Source organism: Streptomyces sp. NPDC023541, assembly GCF_055559995.1.
On the sequence record NZ_JBVHJO010000009.1, the window covers coordinates 331,204 to 354,237 of the forward strand.

At 73.4% G+C, this 23,034-nt stretch carries 23 protein-coding genes; 10 read left to right on the forward strand and 13 right to left on the reverse strand.

Features of this window, described 5'->3' with window-relative positions:
• Positions 1 to 34: 34 nt before the first annotated feature.
• The 4 genes from ACZ3X1_RS24090 to fusA form a co-directional block, all read right to left on the reverse strand.
• Complete coding sequence (locus tag ACZ3X1_RS24090; protein ID WP_362623547.1) at positions 35 to 493, reverse strand: DUF6069 family protein; 459 nt, start codon at positions 491 to 493, stop codon at positions 35 to 37.
• A gap of 133 nt (positions 494 to 626) precedes the next feature.
• Positions 627 to 1,463 carry a polysaccharide deacetylase family protein gene (locus tag ACZ3X1_RS24095; RefSeq protein ID WP_467280915.1) on the reverse strand — a complete coding sequence of 279 codons (837 nt, stop codon included), beginning with the start codon at positions 1,461 to 1,463 and terminating at the stop codon, positions 627 to 629.
• 121 nt (positions 1,464 to 1,584) lie between these two features.
• Positions 1,585 to 2,124, reverse strand: a complete 540-nt coding sequence (locus ACZ3X1_RS24100; RefSeq protein WP_467280953.1) for a heme-binding beta-barrel domain-containing protein — start codon at positions 2,122 to 2,124, stop codon at positions 1,585 to 1,587.
• A gap of 121 nt (positions 2,125 to 2,245) precedes the next feature.
• Complete coding sequence (gene fusA, locus ACZ3X1_RS24105) at positions 2,246 to 4,318, reverse strand: elongation factor G (protein ID WP_467280916.1); 2,073 nt, start codon at positions 4,316 to 4,318, stop codon at positions 2,246 to 2,248.
• 462 nt (positions 4,319 to 4,780) lie between these two features.
• On the opposite strand from fusA, the gene ACZ3X1_RS24110 reads away from it, so the two are divergent.
• Complete coding sequence (locus tag ACZ3X1_RS24110; RefSeq protein ID WP_467280917.1) at positions 4,781 to 5,680, forward strand: nuclease; 900 nt, start codon at positions 4,781 to 4,783, stop codon at positions 5,678 to 5,680.
• A gap of 11 nt (positions 5,681 to 5,691) precedes the next feature.
• Positions 5,692 to 5,976 carry a hypothetical protein gene (locus ACZ3X1_RS24115; protein ID WP_467280918.1) on the forward strand — a complete coding sequence of 95 codons (285 nt, stop codon included), beginning with the start codon at positions 5,692 to 5,694 and terminating at the stop codon, positions 5,974 to 5,976.
• Between the two features lie 112 nt (positions 5,977 to 6,088).
• Here the strand turns inward: ACZ3X1_RS24115 and ACZ3X1_RS24120 are convergent, their stop codons facing one another.
• From ACZ3X1_RS24120 to ACZ3X1_RS24135, 4 genes are all read right to left on the reverse strand, one after another.
• Complete coding sequence (locus ACZ3X1_RS24120) at positions 6,089 to 6,745, reverse strand: GNAT family N-acetyltransferase (RefSeq protein ID WP_390078326.1); 657 nt, start codon at positions 6,743 to 6,745, stop codon at positions 6,089 to 6,091.
• Positions 6,746 to 7,030: 285 nt separating this feature from the next.
• Positions 7,031 to 7,255, reverse strand: coding sequence for a hypothetical protein (locus tag ACZ3X1_RS24125; protein ID WP_467280920.1), 225 nt, complete (start codon positions 7,253 to 7,255; stop codon positions 7,031 to 7,033).
• A gap of 16 nt (positions 7,256 to 7,271) precedes the next feature.
• Positions 7,272 to 8,669, reverse strand: a complete 1,398-nt coding sequence (locus ACZ3X1_RS24130; protein ID WP_467280954.1) for a sensor histidine kinase — start codon at positions 8,667 to 8,669, stop codon at positions 7,272 to 7,274.
• Between the two features lie 76 nt (positions 8,670 to 8,745).
• Positions 8,746 to 9,423 (reverse strand): response regulator transcription factor, encoded by a 678-nt coding sequence (locus tag ACZ3X1_RS24135; RefSeq protein ID WP_467280921.1) that lies wholly within the window; start codon positions 9,421 to 9,423, stop codon positions 8,746 to 8,748.
• A 134-nt stretch (positions 9,424 to 9,557) separates the two neighbouring features.
• Between ACZ3X1_RS24135 and ACZ3X1_RS24140 the strand changes: the two genes are divergently transcribed.
• Positions 9,558 to 10,214 (forward strand): hypothetical protein, encoded by a 657-nt coding sequence (locus ACZ3X1_RS24140; protein ID WP_467280922.1) that lies wholly within the window; start codon positions 9,558 to 9,560, stop codon positions 10,212 to 10,214.
• A 229-nt stretch (positions 10,215 to 10,443) separates the two neighbouring features.
• On the opposite strand, the gene ACZ3X1_RS24145 is transcribed toward ACZ3X1_RS24140, so the two are convergent.
• Positions 10,444 to 11,661: an FAD-dependent monooxygenase gene (locus ACZ3X1_RS24145; protein ID WP_467280924.1), complete on the reverse strand. Its 1,218-nt coding sequence runs from the start codon at positions 11,659 to 11,661 to the stop codon at positions 10,444 to 10,446.
• A 563-nt stretch (positions 11,662 to 12,224) separates the two neighbouring features.
• On the opposite strand from ACZ3X1_RS24145, the gene ACZ3X1_RS24150 reads away from it, so the two are divergent.
• A complete protein-coding gene (locus ACZ3X1_RS24150; RefSeq protein WP_362623518.1) occupies positions 12,225 to 12,803 on the forward strand; it encodes an RNA polymerase sigma factor in 579 nt (192 codons plus the stop codon).
• An 854-nt stretch (positions 12,804 to 13,657) separates the two neighbouring features.
• Positions 13,658 to 14,503, forward strand: a complete 846-nt coding sequence (locus ACZ3X1_RS24155; RefSeq protein WP_467280955.1) for an IclR family transcriptional regulator domain-containing protein — start codon at positions 13,658 to 13,660, stop codon at positions 14,501 to 14,503.
• Positions 14,504 to 14,572: 69 nt separating this feature from the next.
• On the opposite strand, the gene ACZ3X1_RS24160 is transcribed toward ACZ3X1_RS24155, so the two are convergent.
• The 3 genes from ACZ3X1_RS24160 to ACZ3X1_RS24170 form a co-directional block, all read right to left on the reverse strand.
• On the reverse strand, positions 14,573 to 15,070 hold the full coding sequence (locus tag ACZ3X1_RS24160) for a DUF1877 family protein (RefSeq protein WP_390078319.1): 498 nt from the start codon (positions 15,068 to 15,070) through the stop codon (positions 14,573 to 14,575).
• Positions 15,071 to 15,116: 46 nt separating this feature from the next.
• A complete protein-coding gene (gene nadE / locus ACZ3X1_RS24165) occupies positions 15,117 to 15,947 on the reverse strand; it encodes an ammonia-dependent NAD(+) synthetase (RefSeq protein ID WP_467280925.1) in 831 nt (276 codons plus the stop codon).
• A 167-nt stretch (positions 15,948 to 16,114) separates the two neighbouring features.
• Positions 16,115 to 16,765: an HAD family hydrolase gene (locus ACZ3X1_RS24170; protein ID WP_390078316.1), complete on the reverse strand. Its 651-nt coding sequence runs from the start codon at positions 16,763 to 16,765 to the stop codon at positions 16,115 to 16,117.
• Between the two features lie 200 nt (positions 16,766 to 16,965).
• Between ACZ3X1_RS24170 and ACZ3X1_RS24175 the strand changes: the two genes are divergently transcribed.
• From ACZ3X1_RS24175 to ACZ3X1_RS24190, 4 genes are all read left to right on the forward strand, one after another.
• Positions 16,966 to 17,331 (forward strand): PRC-barrel domain-containing protein, encoded by a 366-nt coding sequence (locus ACZ3X1_RS24175; protein ID WP_362623507.1) that lies wholly within the window; start codon positions 16,966 to 16,968, stop codon positions 17,329 to 17,331.
• A 138-nt stretch (positions 17,332 to 17,469) separates the two neighbouring features.
• Positions 17,470 to 19,050: an FMN-binding glutamate synthase family protein gene (locus ACZ3X1_RS24180; protein WP_390078404.1), complete on the forward strand. Its 1,581-nt coding sequence runs from the start codon at positions 17,470 to 17,472 to the stop codon at positions 19,048 to 19,050.
• 54 nt (positions 19,051 to 19,104) lie between these two features.
• Positions 19,105 to 20,835: a thiamine pyrophosphate-dependent enzyme gene (locus ACZ3X1_RS24185; RefSeq protein ID WP_467280926.1), complete on the forward strand. Its 1,731-nt coding sequence runs from the start codon at positions 19,105 to 19,107 to the stop codon at positions 20,833 to 20,835.
• A 119-nt stretch (positions 20,836 to 20,954) separates the two neighbouring features.
• The gene (locus ACZ3X1_RS24190) at positions 20,955 to 21,314 is read left to right on the forward strand and encodes a hypothetical protein (RefSeq protein WP_362623499.1); all 360 of its coding nucleotides are present in this window, start codon (positions 20,955 to 20,957) and stop codon (positions 21,312 to 21,314) included.
• A 29-nt stretch (positions 21,315 to 21,343) separates the two neighbouring features.
• On the opposite strand, the gene ACZ3X1_RS24195 is transcribed toward ACZ3X1_RS24190, so the two are convergent.
• On the reverse strand, positions 21,344 to 22,279 hold the full coding sequence (locus tag ACZ3X1_RS24195; protein WP_467280956.1) for a YihY/virulence factor BrkB family protein: 936 nt from the start codon (positions 22,277 to 22,279) through the stop codon (positions 21,344 to 21,346).
• A gap of 93 nt (positions 22,280 to 22,372) precedes the next feature.
• Between ACZ3X1_RS24195 and ACZ3X1_RS24200 the strand changes: the two genes are divergently transcribed.
• Positions 22,373 to 22,951, forward strand: coding sequence for a VanZ family protein (locus tag ACZ3X1_RS24200; protein ID WP_467280927.1), 579 nt, complete (start codon positions 22,373 to 22,375; stop codon positions 22,949 to 22,951).
• The last annotated feature ends 83 nt before the right edge of the window (positions 22,952 to 23,034 follow it).

Below are 23,034 nucleotides of genomic sequence, written 5' to 3' on the forward strand. Positions count from 1 at the left end.
TGATCACGAGAACCGCTCACGCCTGCGGATGTGCTCAGCGGTGGCGGCGGTGGAGTTGCAGGGTGGTGAAGACCGCGACACCGAGGGTGATGTGCATGAGGGAGAGGGCCGCGACGGTACCGCCGTCGGCGTCGGCCGACAGCGGGCCGGCGACCGACAGCAGTGCCAGACCGCTGCCCACGTACTGCGCCATCCGCAGGAAGACCGGCTTCCACAGGGCCAGCAGCAGGGCCGCGCCGGTCCCGATCAGCAGCGGGACGACGGAGGAGCCGATGACGCCTCCGACCGTGATCGGGTGTTCCGCGCCGGCGTCCATGACGACGAGGGAGGCACCGGCCAGTTTGGCGACGGCGAAGACGGCCAGATTGACCACGGTCGCGCCGACCGCGCCGGTGACCAGCACCTTCCACCAGCTGAAGCCGGAGCGGCGGACCGAAGGTGCGGCGGTCGCGGCCCCCGAGGGGCCGGAGTTCGAAGCGGTGCTACTCGACATGGGACTTCCTCCACGTGTGAATCGCCGCACCGCCGTGCGGCGGTCGGCCTACGCAGAAGCCTCCAACCTGAACCTCGCTTGAGGTCAAGCCCTGTTGCCTCCCCCCGGGGACGCCACTTCGCCCCCGTAGCCGTCAGGCCCGTCCAGGCCATGGGTGGGGCCTGCCCCGCCCTGCGGGCGGCCGACGCCACTTTGACGACACCCCTTGGGGGACGAGGAATTCGCGGAGGTCGATGATCGTGTAACCGTCCGCCTCGGCGGCGTCGATGATCAGGGGGAGGGCCTCGGCATCGAGGACGATGCCGTCGCCGTTGCTGCCGACGTGCATCTGGATGATCGCTCCGGGGGCCAGGGCGTCGATGGCGCGCCCGGCGGCGGCCTCCACGCTCATGCCGCCCTGCGGGCCGAGGTAGCCGTTGGTGTCGGCGGTGAACTCGATCGCCGCGTATCCCAGGTCGTTGACGTCGGCGACGGAGTCCCGCGTCGTGGCGCTGTAGGGGAAGCGGAAGAACGGCAGCGGCTCCGTGCCGGAGGCCGTCCGGATCGCCGCGTCGGCGCGGCGTACCTCCTCCACCCGCTGCGCCGTGCCGAGGCCCTCGAAGTGGGGATGGCTGTACGAGTGGTTGCCCAGCCCGTGCGCCGCGCCGATCGTGCGGACCGCCGCCGGGTGTGCGTCGGCGAAGGCGCCGGTCGGGAAGAAGGTGCCCGGCAGCCCGCGCCGGCGCAGTTCCGCCAGGACGGTGTCGATCCCGGCCTCGTCCCACGCGGCGTTGAAGGTGAGCGCCACGACCCTGCGGGACGTGGGCAGTCGGCGGATCTCACCGCCGAGCAGCGAGGCCGGCGGGCGGGGACCGGAGGGGAGCGCCGTACTGTTCGCGAAAGCCGTACCGTTCGCGGCCCGGGCGCCCGAGCACGGTACGAGCCCTGCCGCGAGCAGCGCCGCCAGCGCGGCGCGTCGTCCGATGTCCACCACGATCGCTCCCTCCGGCACGGCACGGCACGTCGCGTCGGCTCCGGCCTGCCACGACTATGCGACGGCACGCGTCTGCGGAGCCGCAGCCCCGGCCGTGCAGCCGGGTGAACCCCGCCCCTCAGTCCCGCCGGCGCAGGTGTGTCGTCAGGTGGTGCTGGAGGGGCCGGCCCACCGCGGCCATGTCGTGAACGACCGTCATCTCCCCGCCCTGGACGGTGTACCGGCGCCGCGTACCGGTGACCTCCTTGGCCAGCGGCGTAAGCGACACGTCCTTGGTCTCGATCTCGAACTCCGTACCGGACGCCCGCCCCACACAGGTCTCGACGATGCCGGTGGGGTGGGCGAGCACGACCTCCAGGGAGGCGTCGGGCGTCACCCGCCACCACCCCGCCTCGCGTCCCGCCGGCCGGACCGGAGCACCGGCGTCGTCGATCAGCCACGCCCGTGCCTCGTAGCGCAGGAAGGGGCGGCCGTCGTGGCTGAAGGTGACCTCCTGCGCGTAGCGGAAGTCCTTCTCCAGCGTCGGATAGCCGCCCCGGCCCCGGCCGTGCCAGCGCCCGAGCAGTGGCAGCACGGGCTCCAGCAGCGGATGCGGGTCCGGACCCTCGCCGAGCACGTGGCTGTCGGGGTACGGATTCTCCTGCACCGACTCGAACATGTTCACCCTGCCTGTCTGCCGGAAAGCCCCACCGGAAGCGGAACCCGCAGCAGCATAGGCGGTGCGCCCCCGCCCCGCCCGCGAAGCCGGGGGCGGGGCGGGGGCGGGAGCGCGGCGCGGGTCACCGGCCCGGCAGGGCCCCCGCCACCGAGGGCGGTACCGGTGCCAGACCGCCCGGCCTGGTGGTGAAGACGCCCCGGCCCTGGGTCCCGCCCCGCAGCCGGGACGCGTACCCGAACAGCTCGGCCAGCGGCACGGCCGCCGTGATCACCGCGGTGCCGGCTTCGGCGGCCTGGCCCGAGACCCGGCCGCGGCGGGCCGCGAGATCACCGAGCACGCTCCCGACGCCGTCCTCCGGGACGCTCACCGTGACCTCCACGATCGGTTCGAGCAGCTCCATCGTGCTGAGTCGCAGCGCTTCGCGCAGCCCGAACCGGCCCGCCGCCCGGAACGCCATCTCCGAGGAGTCCTTGGAGTGCGTCGCCCCGTCGGTGAGCGTGACGCGCAGCCCCGTCACCGGATACCCGCCGAGCGGGCCCCCGGCGAGAGCGTCCCGGCAGCCTGCCTCCACGGCGCGCGCGTACTCCTGCGGAACCCTGCCGCCGACGACCGTCGAGCGGAACTCGAAGACCGCCTCATCCAGCGGCTCCACGTCCAGCACGACGTGCGCGAACTGGCCCGCGCCCCCGTCCTGTTTGACGTGCCGGTGGACCAGGCCGGCCACCCCGCGCACGACGGTCTCCCGGTAGGAGACCTGCGGGCGGCCCACGACGACCTCCACCCCGTGGCCGCGGCGGACCTTCTCCACCGCCACCTCCAGGTGCAGCTCGCCCAGCCCCGACAGCACGGTCTGCCCGGTTTCCGGGTCGGACCGGACCACCAGTGAGGGGTCCTCCTCCGCGAGCCGCGCCAGTGCCGACGCCAGCCGGCCGGTGTCGGCGTTCTGACGGGCCTCGACCGCCACCGACACCACCGGCTCGGCCACCGTCGGCGGTTCGAGCACCAAAGGCGCGCCCGGCGCGCACAGGGTCGTGCCCGCCCGGGCGGACTTGAGCCCGATCACCGCGACGATGTCACCGGCCACCGCTTCCTCCCTGTCCTCGTGCCGGTCGGCCTGGACCCGCAGGATCCGGCCCACCCGCTCCGTACGGCCCGAGGCCGCGTCCAGTACCGTCCCGCCCTTGCGCAACGTGCCGGCGTAGATCCGCAGATGGGTGAGCCGCCCCGTCGGCGTCGCCGTCACCTTGAAGGCGAGGGCCGCGAACGGCTCCGCCGGGTCGGGGGCGCGCTCCTGCTCCGCCCCGTCCGCCGTACCCCGTACGGGCGGCATGTCGGCGGGCGCCGGCAGGTACGCGACGACCGCGTCCAGCAGCGGCTCGATCCCGCGGTTGCGGTACGCCGAGCCGCACAGCACCACGACGCCGTCCCCGCGCAGCGTCAGTTCCCGCATGGCACGCGCCAGTGTCCCGTCGGCCAGCGCGGAATCCGCGCAGAACTCCTCCAGCGCATCGGCGTGCAGCTCGGCCACCGTCTCCTCCAGCAGCCTGCGCCGCCGCCCGGCCTCCTCCCGCAGTGGTTCGGGGACCGGCCCGGACTCGAAGTCGGCGGAGCCGGTCGTCCAGCGCAGCGAGCGCATGGTCACGAGGTCGACGACCCCGGTGAAGGCGTCCTCCTGACCGATGGGCAGTTGGACCACCAGCGGGACGACGCCCAGGCGACGGCGGATCGACGCGACGGCCGTGTCGAGGTCGGCGCCCGCCCGGTCCAGCTTGTTGACGAACGCGATCCGCGGCACACCGTGCCGGTCGGCCTGCCGCCACACCGTCTCGCTCTGCGGCTCCACCCCGGCGACGGCGTCGAACACGGCGACGGCGCCGTCGAGCACCCGCAGGGAGCGCTCCACCTCGTCGGAGAAATCGACGTGCCCGGGGGTGTCGATCAGGTTCACGTGGTGCCCGCCCCAGGTACAGCTCACGGCCGCGGCGAAGATGGTGATGCCGCGGTCGCGTTCCTGCGGGTCGTAGTCGGTGACGGTCGTGCCGTGGTGCACCTCGCCCCGCTTGTGGATGGCACCGGTCGCGAACAGGATCCGTTCGGTGATCGTGGTCTTTCCGGCGTCCACATGGGCGAGGATGCCCAGATTGCGGACCGCGGTGGGGGAAGTGGTGGTGAGGGGGCGTCCGTTGGCGCGCATGGCCCGGGGCCTTTCGAGTGAAGAGATGAAGAGGGCGGCGCGAATCCCCTGACGACAGCCCGTCACCCGCCCGGCCGACAGCCGTGGACGGCCCTCCTCGTCCGGAGCGGGTCCGGGCAGGCGGTGGCGTACGTACGGAAGGAAGGGGAGGGGGACGGGACCTAAAGGTGCGTCACGGGCATGCGGTGACGGCCGCGCAGCCGGCACCGGGCGTCACGAGACACCGGGATCACGTCGTACCGGGACGGGGGAGCGAAGGCGGCGGTGCGGTACGTGCACATGGCGCTGCTCCCCTTCTCTTCGGACTCGGCATGAGGCGCGCAAGGCCTTGTCGGCAGCGCGTACGGCGAGTGTAGGGACCGGTCGGGGCCGGGGCACCGCATTTTTTCCGGGAACTACCTGTACCGTGAGTGACGTTCAACTACGGAAAGTGACATTCTGCGTCGTCTCCCGGGAGTCATCATGTCCATGCTGCTCATCAGAGGTTCCTTCCGGGTGGACGGCGGTGCCGAACCGGACGGCGACACCCTCCCCTTCATCCCGGACGACGCGGCGGACTGGAAGCTCGTGGGGGGCCGGACCCGGATCGTGCCCAAAGCGGACGGCCGCGCTCCCGTGCGCCTGGAGGGCGTGGACGCGCTGGAGACGCACTACAGGAAGCCGGGTTACGGCCCCGAGCGCCACCAGCCGCGGAAGTTCGGGCGCCAGGCCGCCGACGCGCTGCTCAGGCACCTCGGGTTCACCGGCATCGACCGCCACCAGAACGAGACCGTCACCACCGATCCCGTCCAGGTCCCGGGATTCATCCTTACCAGCGGCGCCGACGCCTACGGCCGCTGCATCGCGCTGGCCTACGACGGCAGCGTCCGCCCGCCCGTGTACAGCGGCTACGAGGTCGCGGTCGACGAAGCCCTGCTTAAGCGGAGCGCCAACTACCGCCTGGTCGAGGACGGTCTGGCGTACCCGATGTTCTATCCGGGCCTGCCCGGTTACCTGCGCGACGTCCTCCGGGACGCCGCCCGGGCGGCTCGCGCCGCAGTGCCGCCCAAGGGGGTGTGGAGCGTGGACAAGACCGTCGAAGGGGCGCTCATCGCCGACATCGGATCGATCACGGACGACGACACGGGCGTGGTGATCCTGCCCAAGCTGTTCCGCCGGCTGAAGGACTACCTCGACTCCGGCTCGGACGTCACCTCGCTCGCAGGGTTCTCCGCCTACCTCGCCGGAGCCGCCGACGAGTACCGCTTCCTGCCCGAGGGCAAGACCCAGACCGGACTGCACAGGCTGATCAAGATCAGCGAGGACGGGAAGACCCTGAGGATGCCCCGTACCTCCGACGAGATCCTCTTTCTCGACAAGTGAGGAGACCAGCCATGTACGCGGTGATCCGGCGCTACGAAGGGGTGACCGACCCGGCCGAGGCGGGACGACTGGTGGACGAGGGCTTCGTGGCGATCCTCCGCCGGGTCCCGGGATTCGTGGCCTACTACTGGGTCGACGCCGGGGACGGGGTGATGGTGTCCACCAGCGTCTTCGAGGACCGGGCCGGGGCTGACGAATCGGTCGGCAGGGCGGCTGACTTCGTCCGGGAGAACCTCGCGTCACTGCTCCCCAGCCCACCCCAGGTCACGGCGGGCCGGGTGGTGGCTGCCGGTTAGCACCACCGCCCACCGGCCCCGCCGTGATCGGCGGGGCCGGTGGGTACGCAGGCGCGCCGGACCTGGGTCGTGTCGTCAAAGTCCCGTCTGGCCGGCGGTCGGGCGGCCGACGCTACTTCGACGACACTGCCTGGACGGCGTCGATCGCCACGGCGGCCGGGAGCACGGCGGGGCGGTCCAGGAAGGCGAGCACGGCCCGTTTCTCGGGGAGGTACACCTCGGGCAGGTCGATCTCGGGGAGGGTGATCTCCCCCTGCAGGACGAAGCCGAGCCGGTTCATCAGGGCGACGGCCTTGTCGTTGGCGGCGTCGGGCTCGGCCACCGCGCGCCGGACGGCCGGGTCGCGGAAGGTGAACCGGATCAGCGAACCGATCAGGGTCCCGCTGAACCCGGGCCGGGGCCGGCCGGCCACCGGCGCCAGCATCAGGTGGACGCCGATGTCGCCCTCCCGCACCGGGTAGCACTCGCTGATCCGGTCCTCGGTCGGCTCGTACGTCTGGAAGAGCGCCACCGGCACGTCGTCCAGCCGGACCATGTACGCGTGATGGGTGTCGCGGCGGTCCACGTCCTCGTAGATCTCCTGGACCAGTTCCCGGCTGGCGCCGTTCATGCCCCAGAACTGTGCGCGCTCCTCGACGACCCAGGAGTGCAGCACGGCGGAGTCCGTGGCGGGGTCGACCGGGGTGAAGCGGACCGTGCCGAAACCCTCGACGGTTTCGGCCAGCACGTCGGCGCGCGGGGAGGAGAGGGCGGTGGACTCGGGTCTCATACAGGTTCCGGTTTCTGCTCGGCAGGGCTCGGGCGCAGGCGGGAACGCGCGGGAACCCCGGTTAGGGTCACCTAACTATAGACGTCCTGGACGGCGGTTCGAGAGGCCTCCCGCAACGGCGGACGGGAGGTCGGCCGTGTTGGCCGCGGCAGGTTGGGCACAAGCGCCTCATGACACTTCTTCTGCTGTTCCTGCTGCCGCTCGGACTGGCTCTCGTCCTGCTGACGACCGACCACCAGCCGCCCAAGCACGGCCGGCACCGCCATACGCGCTGAGCCCAGGGGCTCAGTCGGTGGGCTCCTGAGGTTCGGGGCTCTCGGCCTCCGCCGCGTGGTCCGCGTCGGTCGGTGCGTCCTCGGCCTCCTCGGGGCCGTCGGCGGTCCACAGGTCGGGCGCGGGCGGGTCCGACGGGGGAAGGTCGGGGGTGACTGCGTCCCCGTTCTCCGGGACCTTGGCGGGCAGCTCCGGCTCGGTGGTGCCGGGCGCGTGGGTTTCTCGTTCGTTGGTCATATGCCCCACCTGCCCCTCATCCCGCCGCGAATGCCTGCTCGCCGGCCCGCGGTGTCAGCGGCAGCCTGAGCACCAGTCTGGCGCCGCCGCCCGCGCCGTCCTCGGCCGTCAGCGTTCCCCCGTGGTGCGTGCTCAGGTCACGTGCGATGGCGAGGCCCAGGCCGGCCCCGCCGTGGTCACGGCTGCGCGAGTCGTCCAGCCGCGTGAACCGTTCGAAGACCCGCTCCCGATCGGCCCCGGGGATCCCCGGCCCGTCGTCGACGACCTCCAGTACGGCGGTACGCTGCCCCGCGCCGCCGCCCGCGGTGCGCAGCGTCACGTCCACGCCCCGCTCGGCGTACCGCTGCGCGTTGTCGACCAGGTTGGTGATGACACGGCCGAGCCACAGGGCGCCCGCCGTGACTTCCACCTGTGCCTCGAGGTCCACCCGTACGGGCACCCGGTCGCCCAGGCGGGCCTGCACCACCTCCCGCACCAGGGCGGCAAGGTCCAGCGGAACGGCAGCCACCGGCTGGGCCGCGTCGATGCGGGCGAGCAGCAGAAGATCCGCCGCGAGGCGCTGGAGCCGTTCGATGTCCTCCAGGGCGCCGCCGATCAGCTCGGGCCACAGCTCCGGGTCCCGAACGGCCAGCGCCACCTCCAACTGCGTGCGCAGCACGGTGATGGGACTGCGCAGTTCATGGGAGGCGTCGGCGATGAACTGCCGCTGGCGGATGCCGGACGCCTCCAGCCGGTCCAGCGTGGCGTTCACGGTCTCGGCCAGCCGGGCGACCTCGTCATGGGTGGCGGGAACCGGCACCCGGCGGTGCAGGTCCCGGTCGGTGATCCCGGCCACCTCGGCGCGGATCGCCTCCACCGGCCGCAGCGCGTGCCCGGTGACCCGCCAGGTCACCAGGACGACGGTGGCCAGGAGCAGTGGCATGCCGATGACGAGCGCGGCGGTGGTGACGTCGTCGGCCGCGTCCGCGTCCCGCAGCGAGGCACCGGCGTAGACGGTGGCCGGGCCGTCCGGCGTCTGGGTGACGACCTGCACGACCCGCTGACGGTGATCGCCGTCGACGGGCCGGACCCGCCAGGTGTGCAGCCGGGTCCCCGGCATCCCGGGCGGGGCCGGCGGGAACGCGGGCACCCCTACGAGGTTCGGGCTGGAGAACAGGACCCGCCCGTCCGCGCTGACCACCTGGACGAATTCCACCGCGCGGCCCGCCGGACGGGCCCGGCCGAGCTTCCCGGTGGCGGCGAGTTGCGCCACGGTCTCGGCCTGCCGCCGCGCGTCGTTCTCCGCGTTGCGCAGCAGATTGGCCTCCAGCAGCCCGAGCAGGGAGAACGAGGCGAGCGCCAGGGCCGCGCCCACCACCAGGCCGGCGCCGGCCGTGGCCCGGGCCCGGACCGTGGTGGGCCACATCCGGCGCAGGACCGGCCACCGGCCCAGGGCGGCGTGGGGGAGCGAGCGCAGGGCGTCGCCGACGTGCCCGCGGAGGCGGGAGGGTTCAGCCACCGTCGGCCGCCAGTCGGTATCCGGCTCCCCGGACGGTCTCCAGCGCGGCCCGGCCGAACGGTGCGTCGACCTTGCGGCGGACCGCGCTGACGTGCACCTCCACGACATTGGGGTCACCGTCGAAAGCGGCGTCCCACACCTGCTCCAGGATGTCCCGCTTGGAGACCACCTCGCCGGACCGGCGGCCCAGGTACTCCAGGATCGCGAACTCCCTGGCGGTCAGCCGGATCTCCGTCGCACCACGCGAGCAGGTGCGCCGGGCCGGATCGATCAGCAGGTCGCCGAACCGCAGCACCTGCGGCCGCCGGCCACCCGTACGCCGGCCGAGCGCGCGCAGCCGGGCGACCAGCACGAGGTAGGAGAACGGCTTGGACAGGAAGTCGTCGGCGCCGGTGTCCAGCGCCTCCGCCTCGTCGTACTCGCCGTCCTTGGCGGTGAGCATCAGGATCCCCGACTCGTTGCCGCCCGCGCGCAGCTTCGCGCAGACCCGGTAGCCGTTCAGCCCGGGGAGCATGATGTCGAGGACGATCAGGTCGTAGTCGTGCTCGGTCGCCCTCCACAGGCCCTGGGGCCCGTCGTGGGCCACGTCCACCGAGAACCCCTCCGACTGCAGACCCCGTTGCAGGGCCACGGCGAGCCGCCGTTCGTCCTCCACCACCAGTACGCGCATCCGAACAGGATCGCAGGCGCCCGCGGCGCCCGGCTGAAGAGGTCTTCAGGTGGCTTCAGCTGGGCTTCAGCATCCCCTCGGCATGCTCTGGGGCGAGCCGGGCACCGCGTCCGGCCGTCAGAAGGAGCAACCGTATGTCTGAATCCGTTCCGCCGCCGCCCGAGCAGCCGCCCGGGAACGCGCCGGAGGCCGGCGCGCGCAAGCGCGTGGTGCTGTCCCGGCTGGTGCCCCGCGGCCGGCGCGCCCGCTGGGTGGCGGCGGGCGCGGTCGTGGTGGTCGTGGGCGGCGGGGTCACGGCGGTGGCCGTGGCCGAGCACCACCATCACCACGAGCGTGCCGACCGGCCGCACATGCTCCGTTTCGAGCCCGGCCACGGGGGCGGGTTCAAGCGGGGACCGCAGGGCGAGGCGCCGGACGGCGAGCGCGCACGGAAGGTGCCCGGCGGCGAGGACGGCCCCGAGGTGCGCGAGCGCCTCGGCCACCCCGACGCCCCCGGTCTGCCCGGTGCTCCCGGCCGTTTCGAGGGGCGCGGGGGCTACGGCAAGGGCGGTCAGGCGCCCGCGCCGCTGCCGTCCCTGTCCATCGGCGACGCGGCCGCCAAGGCCGCGGCGGCCGTGTCGGGCGGCAAGGTGGAGAGCCTGCGCGCGGTCGCCCAGGACGGCGGTGGCGGCGCCTGGCTGGCCGTGGTCCTCGGCCCCGACGGCGTCCGCCACGCGGTCACCGTGTCCGGCACGGACGGCACGATCACCGGCAACACCACCCTCGGCGGCCGGGGAGTGTCCGCGAAGTAGCGTCGGCCGCGCGGCAGGCGTGCGTGCCGGATCCCGCCACGCCGGCGGGACTTTGCGGGCAGGACCTTGGGGCGTGATCCCCGGTGGCTCAGCGCGCGGCGTCGGATGCGGTGCATCGCACGGCGGAGGAGCGTGCCGATAGCGGGCGTATCCGGGCGTTCCGACGACGCGCCGAGGTGCCGTGGCTGTCGTTGTGCGCCCGCCGGGCATGACGGGACAGGGACAGCCCTTAGCCACGCCCGAGGGCGTGTCCCCCGATGCCGGGCGCTCCGTCGAGCTGGCCCTGCCACCAGGCCGCCATGCGGTCGCCGTCCATGGCCGCCCAGGCCGGGGTCCGTTCCACCTGGGCCCGGCCCAGGCGGCGGGCCAGCTCGACCAGTTCCCGGCCGGCGGCCCCGCGCGCCCGGTGGTAGCCGTCCAGCAGATCCTCGAAGGACTCCGAGCGGCGCCAGCCGTCCGCGAGGGCGGTCGCGTCCTGGAGGGCCTTGGCGGCCCCGCTCGTGTTGTGCGGGCGTACGACGCTGGCGGCGTCCCCGGCGAGCAGCAGGCGGCCGCCCGCGGTCCGGGCCGCCTCCAGGTCGTAGATCGGCTGGACGAAGGTGTCCGCCGGGTCCGTCAACGCGAGCGCCCGCCGCCAGTACGGCGGGAACTCCCGCTCGAGCAGCGCGTCGAGGTGCTCCGCCAGTCCGGAGGTCAGCGCGCCGGGCGGGAAGCTCGTGGGGTCGTCGAGGCGCAGCTGCCCGTCCTGCGGGGGAGCCGCGTAGAGCACCCAGTTCACCCGGGGGCCGCCGGGCCCGGGGATCCGGTACACGACGCAGGTCCCGCCCGGGAAGCAGACCGTGGTCACCGCCTCGGGCACCGGGTCCGCGAGAGCGCCCAGTTCGTCGAGGCGCGCCGCGTCGAAGTTCCCGCGCCAGCACACGTACCCCGCGTAGCGCGGCCGGGAGTCCGTGCAGAGCGCCGCGCGCACCACCGACCGGTAGCCGTCCGCGCCGACGACCAGGTCGTACCGTTCCACCGAACCGCCCGCGAGCCGCACCCGCGCCCCGTCATCCCCGGCGGCCCCGCTCCCGGCGGCCTCGACGGCCGTCACCGTCTCGCCCTGCCGGTAGACGACCGCGTCGGGCACGGACTCGCGCAGTCCGCGCCAGAGCAGCCCCCAGTGGTAGGAGTGGAAGGGGAACGGCTGCTGCCACAGCAGCCGCCCGCTGGCGCCCTCGGCGTCGTCCCGGACCACCCAGCGGCGCCGTTGGAGCCGGTGCGCCGCGATCCCGGCGGGCAGGGCGCCGCTCGCGCGGAGTTCGACGGCCCGCTCGTCGTGCACGCACAACCCCACGCCCCGGTCCGCAAGCCGGCCGCGCGTACGCTCCAGGACCACCACCTGCCCGGCGCCCGCCCGCGCCACCGCCGTGGCGACCGCGCAGCCCGCGATGCTTCCGCCGATCACCGCAATCGTTCCGCCCCGCACAACCGCCTCCTGACAGCCCGCTGTTGGACGACACCGCCCGTGGACCCGTGCCGGGTCGCCTCCGGGGCCGACCACGTTACTGAAACTCCGCGCTTCCGTGACCGGTGCGATGAGCGGCCCGCCGATCGGGGGCGTGCGCGGGGGACCAGGGGCGCGCGGAGAAGTGAATGCGCTTCGTTCCCGGGATTTCCGAGGACCGGCTTGCACGATCGGGCTCCTTTTCCGATGGGGTGGTGAGTGGGAGCGCCCGGCGCTCCGCGGCTGCGGGTGCGGGGGCAGGCAGCCGGTCACGCACACTCCATCGGGAAGGTTCGCTCCGAAGTGAATGTCGCCGAGACGGTCGCCCGCGCGCTGTCAGTCACCACCGTGGTCAGCGTCGGCGTAGCCGATGTGTTCCGGGCGCGCATGCGCCTGCCGGGCCGCGGGGCGGGCAGAGGAGCGGACGGGCCGGCCCCCGACCGTCTCCCGGCCGGTCCCGCGGCCCGCCACCGTCAGGTCCCCGCCACCTCGACGGGCGGCCGTGAACAGCTGTGGGGGAGCGTATGAACGAAGGAGAATTCGACCCATCAGGAGACCGCGCCGTCTCCAGTGAACTGGCCGGAGTGCTGCCGGTGGAATTCACCGCTTTCCATTCCCAGCAGCACCGCGCCTATCTGCGCTACGCCCACCTGCAGTTGGGAAATCCCAAGGACGCCGAGGAAGTCGTCGACGACGTGTTCACCTTCCTGCTGAAGGTGTGGTGCCAGGCGCTGAAGGAGGCGAGCCTGCACGGCTTCGCCTGGGCGGTGCTCCGCGAGCACGTCGAGCGGCGGCTGGCCGTCCTGGGCCGGCAGGTGGCTGTGGTGGAGACGGCCTGGTTCGCCGCCCTGCGCCGCTCCTCCCGGGAACGGCTGGAGCTGCTGGAGTCGAAGCTCGGGCTGTATGCGGCGATCGCGGGCCTGTCCGAGCGGCAGTACGACGTGGTGCTGCTGGCCTTCCTGCTGGGCAACGACTGCGACACGGTCGCCCGGATGATGGGGATCTCCCCCGCCACCGTCCGATCGCACATCCGCGGCGCACGCCGAACCCTGTCCCGCAAACTCGGGGTGGACTGGATCCCCGGAGAGGAGAAGGACCAGTGAGCGACCTGCCACGCCACCGCGACATGCCGCTGTGTGAAGTGGACGCGGCCCTGGCGGACGCGACGGTGCTCGCGGAGGAGTACGCCGGATACGACGAGGGCGCCGCCCGGCGCCGCATCGCCCGCCGGATCGCCGCCGACCGCGCCCGCTCGGCGACCGGAACCGCCGCCGGCGCGGCCGCGCCCGGACGCGGGTGGACCGCACCGGCCGAGAACGACGACCTGGTCCTCGACGCCGCCTGCCACGTGCGGGCCGCCCGCGGCCTGGACGACGTCGCCTGGTGCCTCGTGGAGAGCCGGGACTTCGCCGAACTCGCCCTGGCCGCCGACTCCTGGCCCCACGGCATGGACTCGGCGCTGCTGTTCGGCTGCCTGCTCCACCTCGCCGACCGCACGGAGGGCGCGCAGTTCTGGTTCCAGTACGCGGCGGGGGCGGGCTCGCAGACCGCCGCCCGCTGCCTCTACCTCCACCACCTGTCGCGCGCCGAGGTCGCGACCGCCCGCTACTGGAAGCGCCAGGCCCACGCCCTGCCGCCCGACGAACACCTCCCGCCCCTGCCCCAGATCCCGCCCGACCTCGAAGAGGCCCTCGGAGCCTCCGTCATCTGGACGTCCCCGCCCATCACCACCCAGGACCTCACCTCCCTGACCAGCGGACCCGGCCGGGCCTGCAGGCCGCCGCTGCGGCTCCCGGCGCGGCTGCGGGAGGCCCTCATGGCGCGCCCCCGCAAGGAAGACCCCGACCTGGGCGAGGTCTACACCCCCGGCCCGCAGGTCGCCGTGGCCGTCGCCCAGAACGCCCGGCTCAACCCCCTGCACCTCACGGAGCAGGCGAACGGGTGGTCCCTTGAAGCGCTGAAACAGCCGCAGTCGACCCATGCGGTCCGAACGTCCCCCGAAGGACGCCCGGCCCAGGCGGCGCTGGAATCCGTCCACCAGGCCCTGCGCGTCCTGGAGGTCATCAACCGCTGCTCGGGCGGGGTGAACCTGACACAGATCGCCCGGGAGACGAAGCTGCCCCAGCTGGTCCTCGCGCGGGCCGTCGAGCAGCTGATCCGGGCCGACCTGGCCACACCGATCGGACCGGACGCCTACGTGGCCGGCCATGCCCTGCTGCTGAGCGAGACGGACGGTGGCGAGGGCCGCGGGCACCTGCGCGAGACGCTGGCGTGGGTACGGGACGCGGTCGGCGCCGCCGTCTACGTCGCCCGCTACACCGACGGCGAGGTCGCCATCACCCAGTACGCGGACGGCCCGGCCACACCCGTGGTCGAGGAGTGGGTCGACTTCCGCGCCGCCGCGCACGCCTCCGCCGTGGGCAAGGCGCTACTGACCCAACTGGACTACGACGACCGGCGCGACCACCTGTCCCGCCACCCGCTCACGCCCTTCACCACCCACACCCTCACCAGTCAGCGGGTCCTCTTCCGGCAACTCGACGGCCGCCCGCCCAACACGCCCCTCCTCGACCTCCAGGAGTACGCCCTCGGCACGGTGTGCGCGGCGGTCCCCATCACGGCCGGCCGCAACCCGGAATGCGTGGCCCTGTCCATCCCCGTCCCCGACCCGGGCCGGCTGAAGCAGGCCGCGCGGATCCTGCAGAGCGAGGCGGCCGCCGTCCTGCTCGCCCTGATCGTCGCCGGCAGCACCCGGCCCACGGTCCGCAGGCTGGAGGACACCATCCTGTCCACCTCCGCCTGAGCGCCCTTGAGCGGGCGGTGATCCGCCCCCCGCCGCGGGCCAGGGCTCCGACCCGGGTCCTGGCCCCGCTCAGGAGATCCACATCAGCAGCGCGTCGCCCTCCCGGGCAGCCGCACGCAGGTAGGCCGCCAGGGCGGCCCAGTAGGACGCGACCCAGGCCGGCTCCTCGCCCCGCTCCCAGACGGTCTGCGGGTAGATGTTCGCCGCGGCCAGATCGGCCGGGGTGACGCCGTCGGCCAAGGCATCGGGAGTGTGGGCGTCCAGGGCGTCCGCGGCCGCGCGCACCCGGTCCGCGGGCAGCAGCCGGGGCGGTCCGTAGCCCCAGTCCCGGCCCGCCGGCCAGGGCATGTCGGCCTCCCCGAAGACCACGTCCACCGGGAAGCCGCGCCGGGTCAGCAGGAAGTCGAGGGCGTGCCAGGCCTTGTCGGTCTCGTGCACGCGCGCGGCGGCGGCCGCGTCGTCACGGTCGTACAGGCCGTGCGCGTGCTCGGCCGCCCAGTCCGGGTCGCGGGAGGCGCGGTCCAGTTCGGCGGGGGAGAGGCGAAGGTACTGCCCGATCATGCTCATGGCCCACACCGTAGGCGTGGGCACTGACAGAGCTGACGGGACCGGATCAGGGGGCGATCGGCAGCTGCCGCTTGTGCTCGGTGGCGCGGTAGCGGTTGACGATGATGCCGAGGGCGGCCGCGTCGACGGGCTTGCCCTCCAGGACGTCGTCGATGTCGTCGTAGGTGACGCCGAGCGCCTCCTCGTCGGCCAGCCCCGGCTTCAGCGTCTCCAGGTCCGCGGTCGGGGTCTTCCAGATCAGCGCGGACGGCGCCCCCAGCGCCTCCGCCGTGGCCCGGACCCGGCGCTTGGTCAGGCCCGTGAGCGGGACGACGTCGGCCGCACCGTCGCCGAACTTGGTGAAGAAACCGGACACCGCCTCGGCGGCGTGGTCCGTGCCCACCACGAGGCCCGCGTGCGCTCCCGCCACCGCGTACTGGGCGATCATCCGCTGGCGGGCCTTGATGTTGCCGTGCACGAAGTCCTGCTGGTGCTCGTCACGGAAGACCGTGCCGCCGGCCAGCACCGCATCCAGGGCGGCGTCGCTCGACGCCTTCACGTCGACGGTCAGGACCCGGTCGGGCCGGATGAACTCCAGCGCCAGCTGCGCGTCCGACTCGTCCGCCTGGACGCCGTACGGCAGCCGCATCGCGAAGAACGTCGCCTCGTGCCCGGCGGCGCGCACCCGCTCGACCGCGAGCTGGCACAGCCGGCCGGCGGTCGTGGAGTCCACACCGCCGCTGATGCCCAGGACCAGCGAGCGCAGGCCGGTGGAGACCAGCTGGTCGGCGAGGAAGGCCACGCGGCGCTCGATCTCCTGCCGGGCGTCGAAGGACGCGCTCACCTGGAGGTCCCGGGCGATCTCCTGCTGCAGCGATATGGACGCCTGGTCGGTCACGATTGCTCCTCGGTCGGGCCCGCGGACAGTTCGCTTCGCGCCGCGGGGCGGGCCGCAGGCGCGAAGAGGGGCCGGAAGCACTCTAGAGGAAACGCCGCGAAGCCCTGCTCAGGGGCTGCACGAGCCGGCGGGGAGGCTGCCCGTGGGCCGGGGACAGCCGGTCCCCGTCAACCCGCCGCGATGAGGCCGGGCAGGTCGCGCATCTCGTGGAACACCCGCGTCCCCGGACCTTCGAGGCGTTCGGCCGGGGTCATCCCGCCCCCGAAACCGAAGGCCCGCATCCCGGCGGCGCGGGCCGCGTCGACACCCGGACGGCTGTCCTCCACGACCGCGCAGGCCGCCGGGTCGACGCCCATCCGCTGCGCCGCGTACAGGAACAGGTCCGGCGCGGGCTTGCCGCGCGCCACCTGGGTGGCGCTGTAGATGCGGCCCGCGAAGCGGTCGTAGAGACCGGTCCGGCCCAGGGTGTGCCGCATCTTCTCGTGGGAGCCGCTGGAGGCGACGCAGGTCGGCAGGGTGATCGCGTCGAGCGCCTCGGGCAGCCCCTCGACGGCGGTCAGACCGGCGTCCACCGCCTCGCGGTGCAGCTGTTCGAACCGCTTCGCCCAGACGTCGGCCGTCCCCTCGCCGAGCCGGGCCGCGACCTGGTCCCGTACCGAGGCGTTGGACCGCCCGATGAACAGATCGATCACATCGCCCTCGGTGAGCGGCCACCCGAGCTCCGCCCCCAGGCCTACCTGGACGCGCGTCGCGATGCGCTCGGTGTCGACGAGCACACCGTCGCAGTCGAATATGACGAGTTCAATCGGCTTGATCACCCCCGCAGCATAGGGTCCGGGCCGTTTCGGCGGCGTCGGGGCCCGCGGACCGGGCGAGTGCGTCCGCGTGCATGAGGCGCCGGAGGCGGGGCAGGCGGAGTTCACGGGGAGCACGAACACCCCGTGCACGACGTACGAAGAAGGACGGACGGCCGGGGGGTCCCCCGCCGTCCCCCGTCCATCGGAGGAGTTGTTTCCGCGTGACTGAGCATGTGTGGAGTTACAAGTCGACCTCGGGCCACCTGGCCGGCACCGATCTGACCGGCTACAAGGTCGAGGCGACCGACGGCGGCATCGGCAAGGTGGACAAGCACTCCGACGAGGTCGGTGACGCCTACCTGGTCGTGGACACCGGGGTCTGGATCTTCGGCAAGGAGGTCCTGCTGCCGGCGAGCACCGTCGTCAGCATCGACCCGGAGGAGCGGACCGTCTACGTGGACCGCACCAAGGGCCAGATCAAGGACGCCCCCGAGTTCCACCGGGAGAAGCACCTCGGCGACCGGGACTACCGCGAGGAACTGGGCACCTACTACGCCACCACCCGTCTCGGCCTCCCGCCGCTCTGACCGGCCGGAGTCCGACCGCTGCGAGGCCGTGGGCCCGAACTCCCCGAGTTCGGGCCCACGGCCGTGCCGTGTTCCGCGAGGAGGAGCACCGCCGGCCGACCGCATGGCTCCGCGGCTCCGGGACACAAGCGCGATGTGCTGAAACTACTTGTGGTCGCCGTCCTCGTCCCGCTCGCGGTGGTGGCCTGCGCCGCCGCCGTCCTCGTCTCGCCCTGGTGGTCGGCCGCGGCCGCTCCGCTGCTCCTGCTCGCGGCGACGGCCCTCCACGACGTGGTGCAGCGGCGGCACTCCGTCCTGCGGAACTACCCGGTGCTCGGACACCTCCGCTTCGCGCTGGAGAAGCTGCGGCCGGAGCTCCAGCAGTACTTCATCGAGCGGAACTTCGACGGCCGCCCCTTCGACCGCGACACCCGCGACATCGTCTACGAGCGCGCCAAGGGCACCGACGCGGAGGAGCCGTTCGGCACCGAACTCGACCTCTACCGGGCCGGCAGCGAGTACCTCACCCCGTCCATGGCCCCCCGGCCGGTGAGCACCACCGCCCCCAAGGTCCGCATCGGCGGCCCCGACTGCACCCGGCCCTACGACATGGCCCTGCTGAACGTCTCGGCGATGAGCTTCGGCTCCCTCTCGGCCCGGGCCGTCCTCTCGCTCAACACCGGTGCGCGGCTCGGCGGATTCGCCCACGACACCGGTGAGGGCGGTCTGTCGGAGTACCACCTGCGCCCCGGCGGGGACCTCGTGTGGGAGATCGGCACCGGGTACTTCGGCTGCAGGACGGCCGACGGCGGCTTCGACGAGCGGGAGTTCGCCCGCAAGGCCGCCCACGAGCACGTCAAGTGCGTGTCACTGAAGATCAGCCAGGGTGCCAAGCCCGGCATCGGCGGCGTCCTGCCGGCCGCCAAGGTCAACGAGGAGATCGCCCGCATCCGCGGCGTCCCGCAGGGCCGGACCGTCATCTCACCGCCCTTCCACCGCGTGTACTCCACCCCGCGCGAGCTGGTGCGCTTCCTGGCGCGCATGCGCGAACTCGCCGACGGCAAGCCCGTCGGCTTCAAGCTGTGCCTCGGCTCGCGCCGCGAGTTCCTCGCCGTGTGCAAGGCCATGCTGGACGAAGGCAGCACTCCGGACTTCATCGTCGTCGACGGCGCGGAGGGCGGTACCGGCGCGGCGCCGCTGGAGTTCGTCGACAACATCGGCCTGCCGCTCGGCGAGGGCCTGATGGCCGTGCACAACGCCCTCGTGGGCGTCGGGCTGCGCGACCGGATCCGGATCGGGGCCAGCGGCAAGGTCGCCACCGGCAGCGACATCGTCAAACGCCTGCTCCAGGGGGCCGACTACACCAACGCCGGCCGCGCCATGATGTTCGCCGTCGGCTGCATCCAGGCCCAGCGCTGCCACACCAACACCTGCCCCGTCGGTGTCGCCACCCAGGACGAGCGGCGCGCCCGCGCCGTCGACGTCGCCGACAAGTCGCAGCGGGTACGGCGCTACCAGGAGGCCACGGTCAAGAGCGCCCTCCAGATCATGGCCTCGCTGGGGGTCGACGACCCGCGCGGCCTGCGCCCCCACATGCTGCTCCAGCGCGTGGACCCGCACACCGTGCGCTCCTACGCCGAACTCCACACCTGGCTCACCCCGGGCCAACTGCTCGCATCCGCACCCGCCGACTGGGCATCCGACTGGCAGGCGGCCGACCCCGACCGTTTCGCCCACTGAACCCGGCACCCGCACCGACGGGGAGCCGTACCGAACCGACCGGAGGGTACTCCTGTGGCATCACGCACCGTCGCCCACGTCATCGTCGACGGACTGAAGAGCCTGGGCGTCCAGCACGTCTTCGGAGTCGTCGGAGACGCACTGAACCCACTGACCGAAGCGATCCGCACCACCGACGGCCTGGACTGGATCGGCTGCCGGCACGAAGAGGCCGCCGCCTTCGCCGCCGGCGCGCAGTCCCAGCTCTCGGGCGTCATCGGAGTGTGCGCGGGCACCGTCGGGCCAGGCTCCGTACACCTCCTCAACGGGCTGTACGACGCGGCCAAGAGCCGGGCCCCGGTGCTCGCGATCTGCGGCCAGGTCCCCCGCGCCGAGATGGGCGGCGACTACTTCCAGGAAGTCGACAACGACCTCCTCTTCCGTGACGTGGCCGTCTACCGCGCCACCGTCACCTCCCCGGAGCAGATGCCCCGCATGCTGGAGTCCGCCGTCCGCGCGGCCGTCGGCCAGGGTGGAGTGGCGGTCCTCACCGTGCCCGCGGACCTCGGCGACATGGAGCTGGGCGAGGACCGGCCCGTCCGGTTCGCCCTCGGCCACGCCGTCACCCGCCCGGACGACGCAGCCCTCGCCGAGGCGGCCGAACTCCTGAACACCGCATCCCGGGTCACCCTGCTGGTCGGCCGCGGAGCCCGCGACGCCCGTGCCGAAGTGCTCCGCACCGCCGAGCTGCTCGCCGCGCCCATGGTGCTCACCCTCAAGGCGAAGGAGGGCTTCGAGCACGACAACGCCTACGAGGTCGGCCAGACCGGCCTGATCGGCAACCCCGCCGCCGCGCACGCCCTCGACCACGGCGACGCCCTGCTCATGCTGGGTACCGACTTCCCCTACCGCGACTGGTACCCGAAGGGCCGCAAGGTCGTCCAGATCGACGTCCGCGAGGAGCACCTGGGGCGCCGGGTGCCCGTCGACGTCGGCCTGGCCGGAGACGTGGGGGCGACGCTGCGGGCCCTGCTGCCGCTGCTGGAGAAGGCACCCGACCGGGCCCATCTCGACGACGCCCGGAACCGGTTCGCGAAATGGCGGGAAGGACAGCGGCGGCTGGCCGACCCGGCCCACGACCGGCGCCCGACCGGCAGGCTGCGGGCGGCCCTGGACAACCGGGACCATGCCGTCCGCCCCGAGGCCCTGGCCGCCGCGGTGGACTCGTACGCAGCCGACGACGCCGTCTTCACCTCCGACACCGGCATGGCCACCGTCTGGCTCTCCCGCTTCGTCACCCTGCGCGGCGGCCGCCGCCTGATCGGCTCGTACAACCTCGGGTCGATGGCCAACGCCATGCCCCAGGCCCTCGGAGCACAGCTCTGGGCGCCCCAGCGGCAGGTCGTCGCCCTGTGCGGTGACGGCGGCCTGGGCATGCTGCTGGGCGACCTGATGACGATCGCCGCGTACCGGCTGCCCGTGAAGATCGTCGTCTTCGACAACCGCCGCCTGGGCATGGTCGAACTCGAACAGGAACAGGGCGGGCTGCCCGAGTTCGGCACCGTCCTGGACAATCCCGACTTCGCCGCCGTCGCCACCGCCCTCGGACTCACGGGGATCCGCGTCACCGACCCCGACGACCTCCACGACGGCGTGCGCAAGGCGTTCGAGACCCCGGGTCCCGTCCTGCTGGACGTACTGACCAACCCCGGCGAGGTCGCCGTTCCCGCGAAGCCGACCGTAGGCCAGGCATGGGGCTTCGCCGTCGCCAAGGCCAAGGAGATCTTCCCGGGCGGTGCGGGCTGACGGGCCGTGTTCCGGTCCCCGCGCGCGTGATCGGGCCGTTGCCGGGTACCCGCGCAGCACACCGCCGAACGCTGACAACTCCATGCCGAGAACGAGTACTTCAAGGAGAGGGCATCGCCATGACGCTGATACCGCACGTGAACGAAAGGTCCGTCCCCACCCCGGCGGAGCTCCGCAAGCACGTCACACGCGCGACCGGTCGGCTCCGGGACACGGCCGTGCACGTCGGGCGTCTGGTGGAGGACAGGACACCCGATCCCGTCCTCGCCGGGGCGCTCCGTACGGCGACCCGCGTCCGGGACACCGCCGCCCGCGCCGGACGGCTCGCCGGGCACCGCAACCTCGACTCCGCGAAGGCCGGGGCGGGCCGCGCCGCGACCTTGGCACGGGCCAACCGCACCGCGCTGGCCACCGTCGCCGGCGTACTGACCGCTGCCGTGCTCGCCCGGCGGGCCCGCCGGGCCCGGCGCGCGAAGTAGGGCCTCCTGCGCGGCCGGTCCGCAGGGCCTCAGGCCCGCGGCCCGGCCGCCGGCTCCCGGGCCCCGGCCGCCGGCTCCCGGGCCCCGGCCGCCGGCTCCCGCGCCCGCTCGGCGTTGAACTGGGCGCCGGTGACCAGCGCCAGATTGGCGAACCAGAGCCAGACGACGAAGACCACGATCCCGGCCAGCGACCCGTACAGGCGGCCGTAGGTGTCCAGTTGCGTGTACAGCGTGAAGAGCACCGAGGCGGCCAGCCACAGCAGCGCCGCCAGTACGCCGCCGGGCAGGCCCCGCCTGGTGCCCCGGCTCTGGGCCGGCCCGGTCCGGAAGAGGACCAGTACCAGGAGGGTCACCACCACCAGGAGCACGGGCCAGCGCAGGAACGCGACGGCTTCCGCACCGCCCGCTCCCACGGCCCGCGCGGCCCAACGGGCCGGCGGCCCCGACACGACCAGACCCACGGCGCCGACGACGAGCAGCACCAGCAGCAGCGCCGCGTGGACGACGAGGGTGTGCGCGGCACGCAGCGGACGCCGCGTGTCCGGCACCCGGTGCATCGTGTGCAGGGCGCGGCGGAACACCGCCAGGTAACTGCACGCCGACCACAGCGCGCTCACCACCCCGCCGAGCAGCAGGGCCCACATCGACGAATGCCCCTCGGGGAGGCCGCCCAGCGCCTCTCGGAGCACCTGCGCCGACTGCGGCGGCGCGTAGGCGGTCAGGTCGGCGACGAGCCGGTCCCGCCGTGCCCCTCCCAGCAACCCCACGACACAGACGGCGATGACGAGCGCCGGCAGCAGCGCCAGCAGGGCGTAGTAGGTGAGGGCGGCCGCGTGGTCGGCCAGATTGTCCGTCCACACGCGGACGGCCGTACGCCGCAACTGCGCGCGGGTGCGGGCCGCGAGGCCGGGGGCGGCAGAGGCGGCGGCGGGCGGATCGCCTCGACGCGAAGTGGTGCGGGGGATGTCGGTCACCCCGTGCGCGTGCCCTCCCGGGCCCGCGCCCATGCGCCGTGAGGCCCCCGCGTACCGGCCCGCCCGCCGGGTAGACGCGCCCCCATGACGTGGAGCCACGCGCGACGGCGCGACGAAGAACCCCGGGAAGCGGTGCGACCGGACACCAGTACCAAGAGCCGCCCGGCCCACCCGGCCCGCCCTGCCCACCCGGCCCACCCGGCCGTCCGGGCCCTGGCCATGCTGGCGGCCTTCGCCGGAACCGTCCTGTTCAGCGTGGTCCTGGCCCGGCTGACCCTGGAACCGTCCGCCGCCTCGGCGGCCCTCGTGCACAGCAACCTCCGGCCCGGGCACTCGATCGGCGCCTACCTGGAAGGGGCGTCGACGGTCGAGGCGGCACGCCAACTGGGCGGCAACCTGCTGCTCGGCGTGCCGTTCGGGGTGCTCCTGCCCGTCCTGCTGCCGCCCGCCCGCGGACTGCTGCGGGTCGCCGTCGTGACCGTGTGCCTGATGACGCTGGTGGAACTGATCCAGGGAGCCCTCGTCACCGGACGCGTCTTCGACATCGACGACGTCATCCTCAACACCGCCGGGGCGCTGCTGGGTTACCTCCTGATCGGCCTGCGGCTGGGCCGCGCCGTGCACCCGCGCCGCAGGCACTGGTGGCACCGCCGCCCTTCGTGACTCGTGAGTACTGCACACCCCATCGGTGACAGCGGTGACTGTCGCACCCCGCGCGGGGCGTGACACCTTCGGGTCTGCCACCG

Bases quoted from the DNA above. Each gene is read 5' to 3' on its own strand.
- ACZ3X1_RS24090 (WP_362623547.1), bottom strand. From the start codon at position 493: ATGTCGAGTAGCACCGCTTCGAACTCCGGCCCCTCGGGGGCCGCGACC.
- ACZ3X1_RS24100 (WP_467280953.1), bottom strand. From the start codon at position 2,124: ATGTTCGAGTCGGTGCAGGAGAATCCGTACCCCGACAGCCACGTGCTC.
- fusA (WP_467280916.1), bottom strand. From the start codon at position 4,318: ATGCGCGCCAACGGACGCCCCCTCACCACCACTTCCCCCACCGCGGTC.
- ACZ3X1_RS24110 (WP_467280917.1), top strand. From the start codon at position 4,781: ATGTCCATGCTGCTCATCAGAGGTTCCTTCCGGGTGGACGGCGGTGCC.
- ACZ3X1_RS24115 (WP_467280918.1), top strand. From the start codon at position 5,692: ATGTACGCGGTGATCCGGCGCTACGAAGGGGTGACCGACCCGGCCGAG.
- ACZ3X1_RS24120 (WP_390078326.1), bottom strand. From the start codon at position 6,745: ATGAGACCCGAGTCCACCGCCCTCTCCTCCCCGCGCGCCGACGTGCTG.
- ACZ3X1_RS24125 (WP_467280920.1), bottom strand. From the start codon at position 7,255: ATGACCAACGAACGAGAAACCCACGCGCCCGGCACCACCGAGCCGGAG.
- ACZ3X1_RS24135 (WP_467280921.1), bottom strand. From the start codon at position 9,423: ATGCGCGTACTGGTGGTGGAGGACGAACGGCGGCTCGCCGTGGCCCTG.
- ACZ3X1_RS24140 (WP_467280922.1), top strand. From the start codon at position 9,558: ATGTCTGAATCCGTTCCGCCGCCGCCCGAGCAGCCGCCCGGGAACGCG.
- ACZ3X1_RS24150 (WP_362623518.1), top strand. From the start codon at position 12,225: ATGAACGAAGGAGAATTCGACCCATCAGGAGACCGCGCCGTCTCCAGT.
- ACZ3X1_RS24160 (WP_390078319.1), bottom strand. From the start codon at position 15,070: ATGAGCATGATCGGGCAGTACCTTCGCCTCTCCCCCGCCGAACTGGAC.
- ACZ3X1_RS24190 (WP_362623499.1), top strand. From the start codon at position 20,955: ATGACGCTGATACCGCACGTGAACGAAAGGTCCGTCCCCACCCCGGCG.
- ACZ3X1_RS24200 (WP_467280927.1), top strand. From the start codon at position 22,373: ATGACGTGGAGCCACGCGCGACGGCGCGACGAAGAACCCCGGGAAGCG.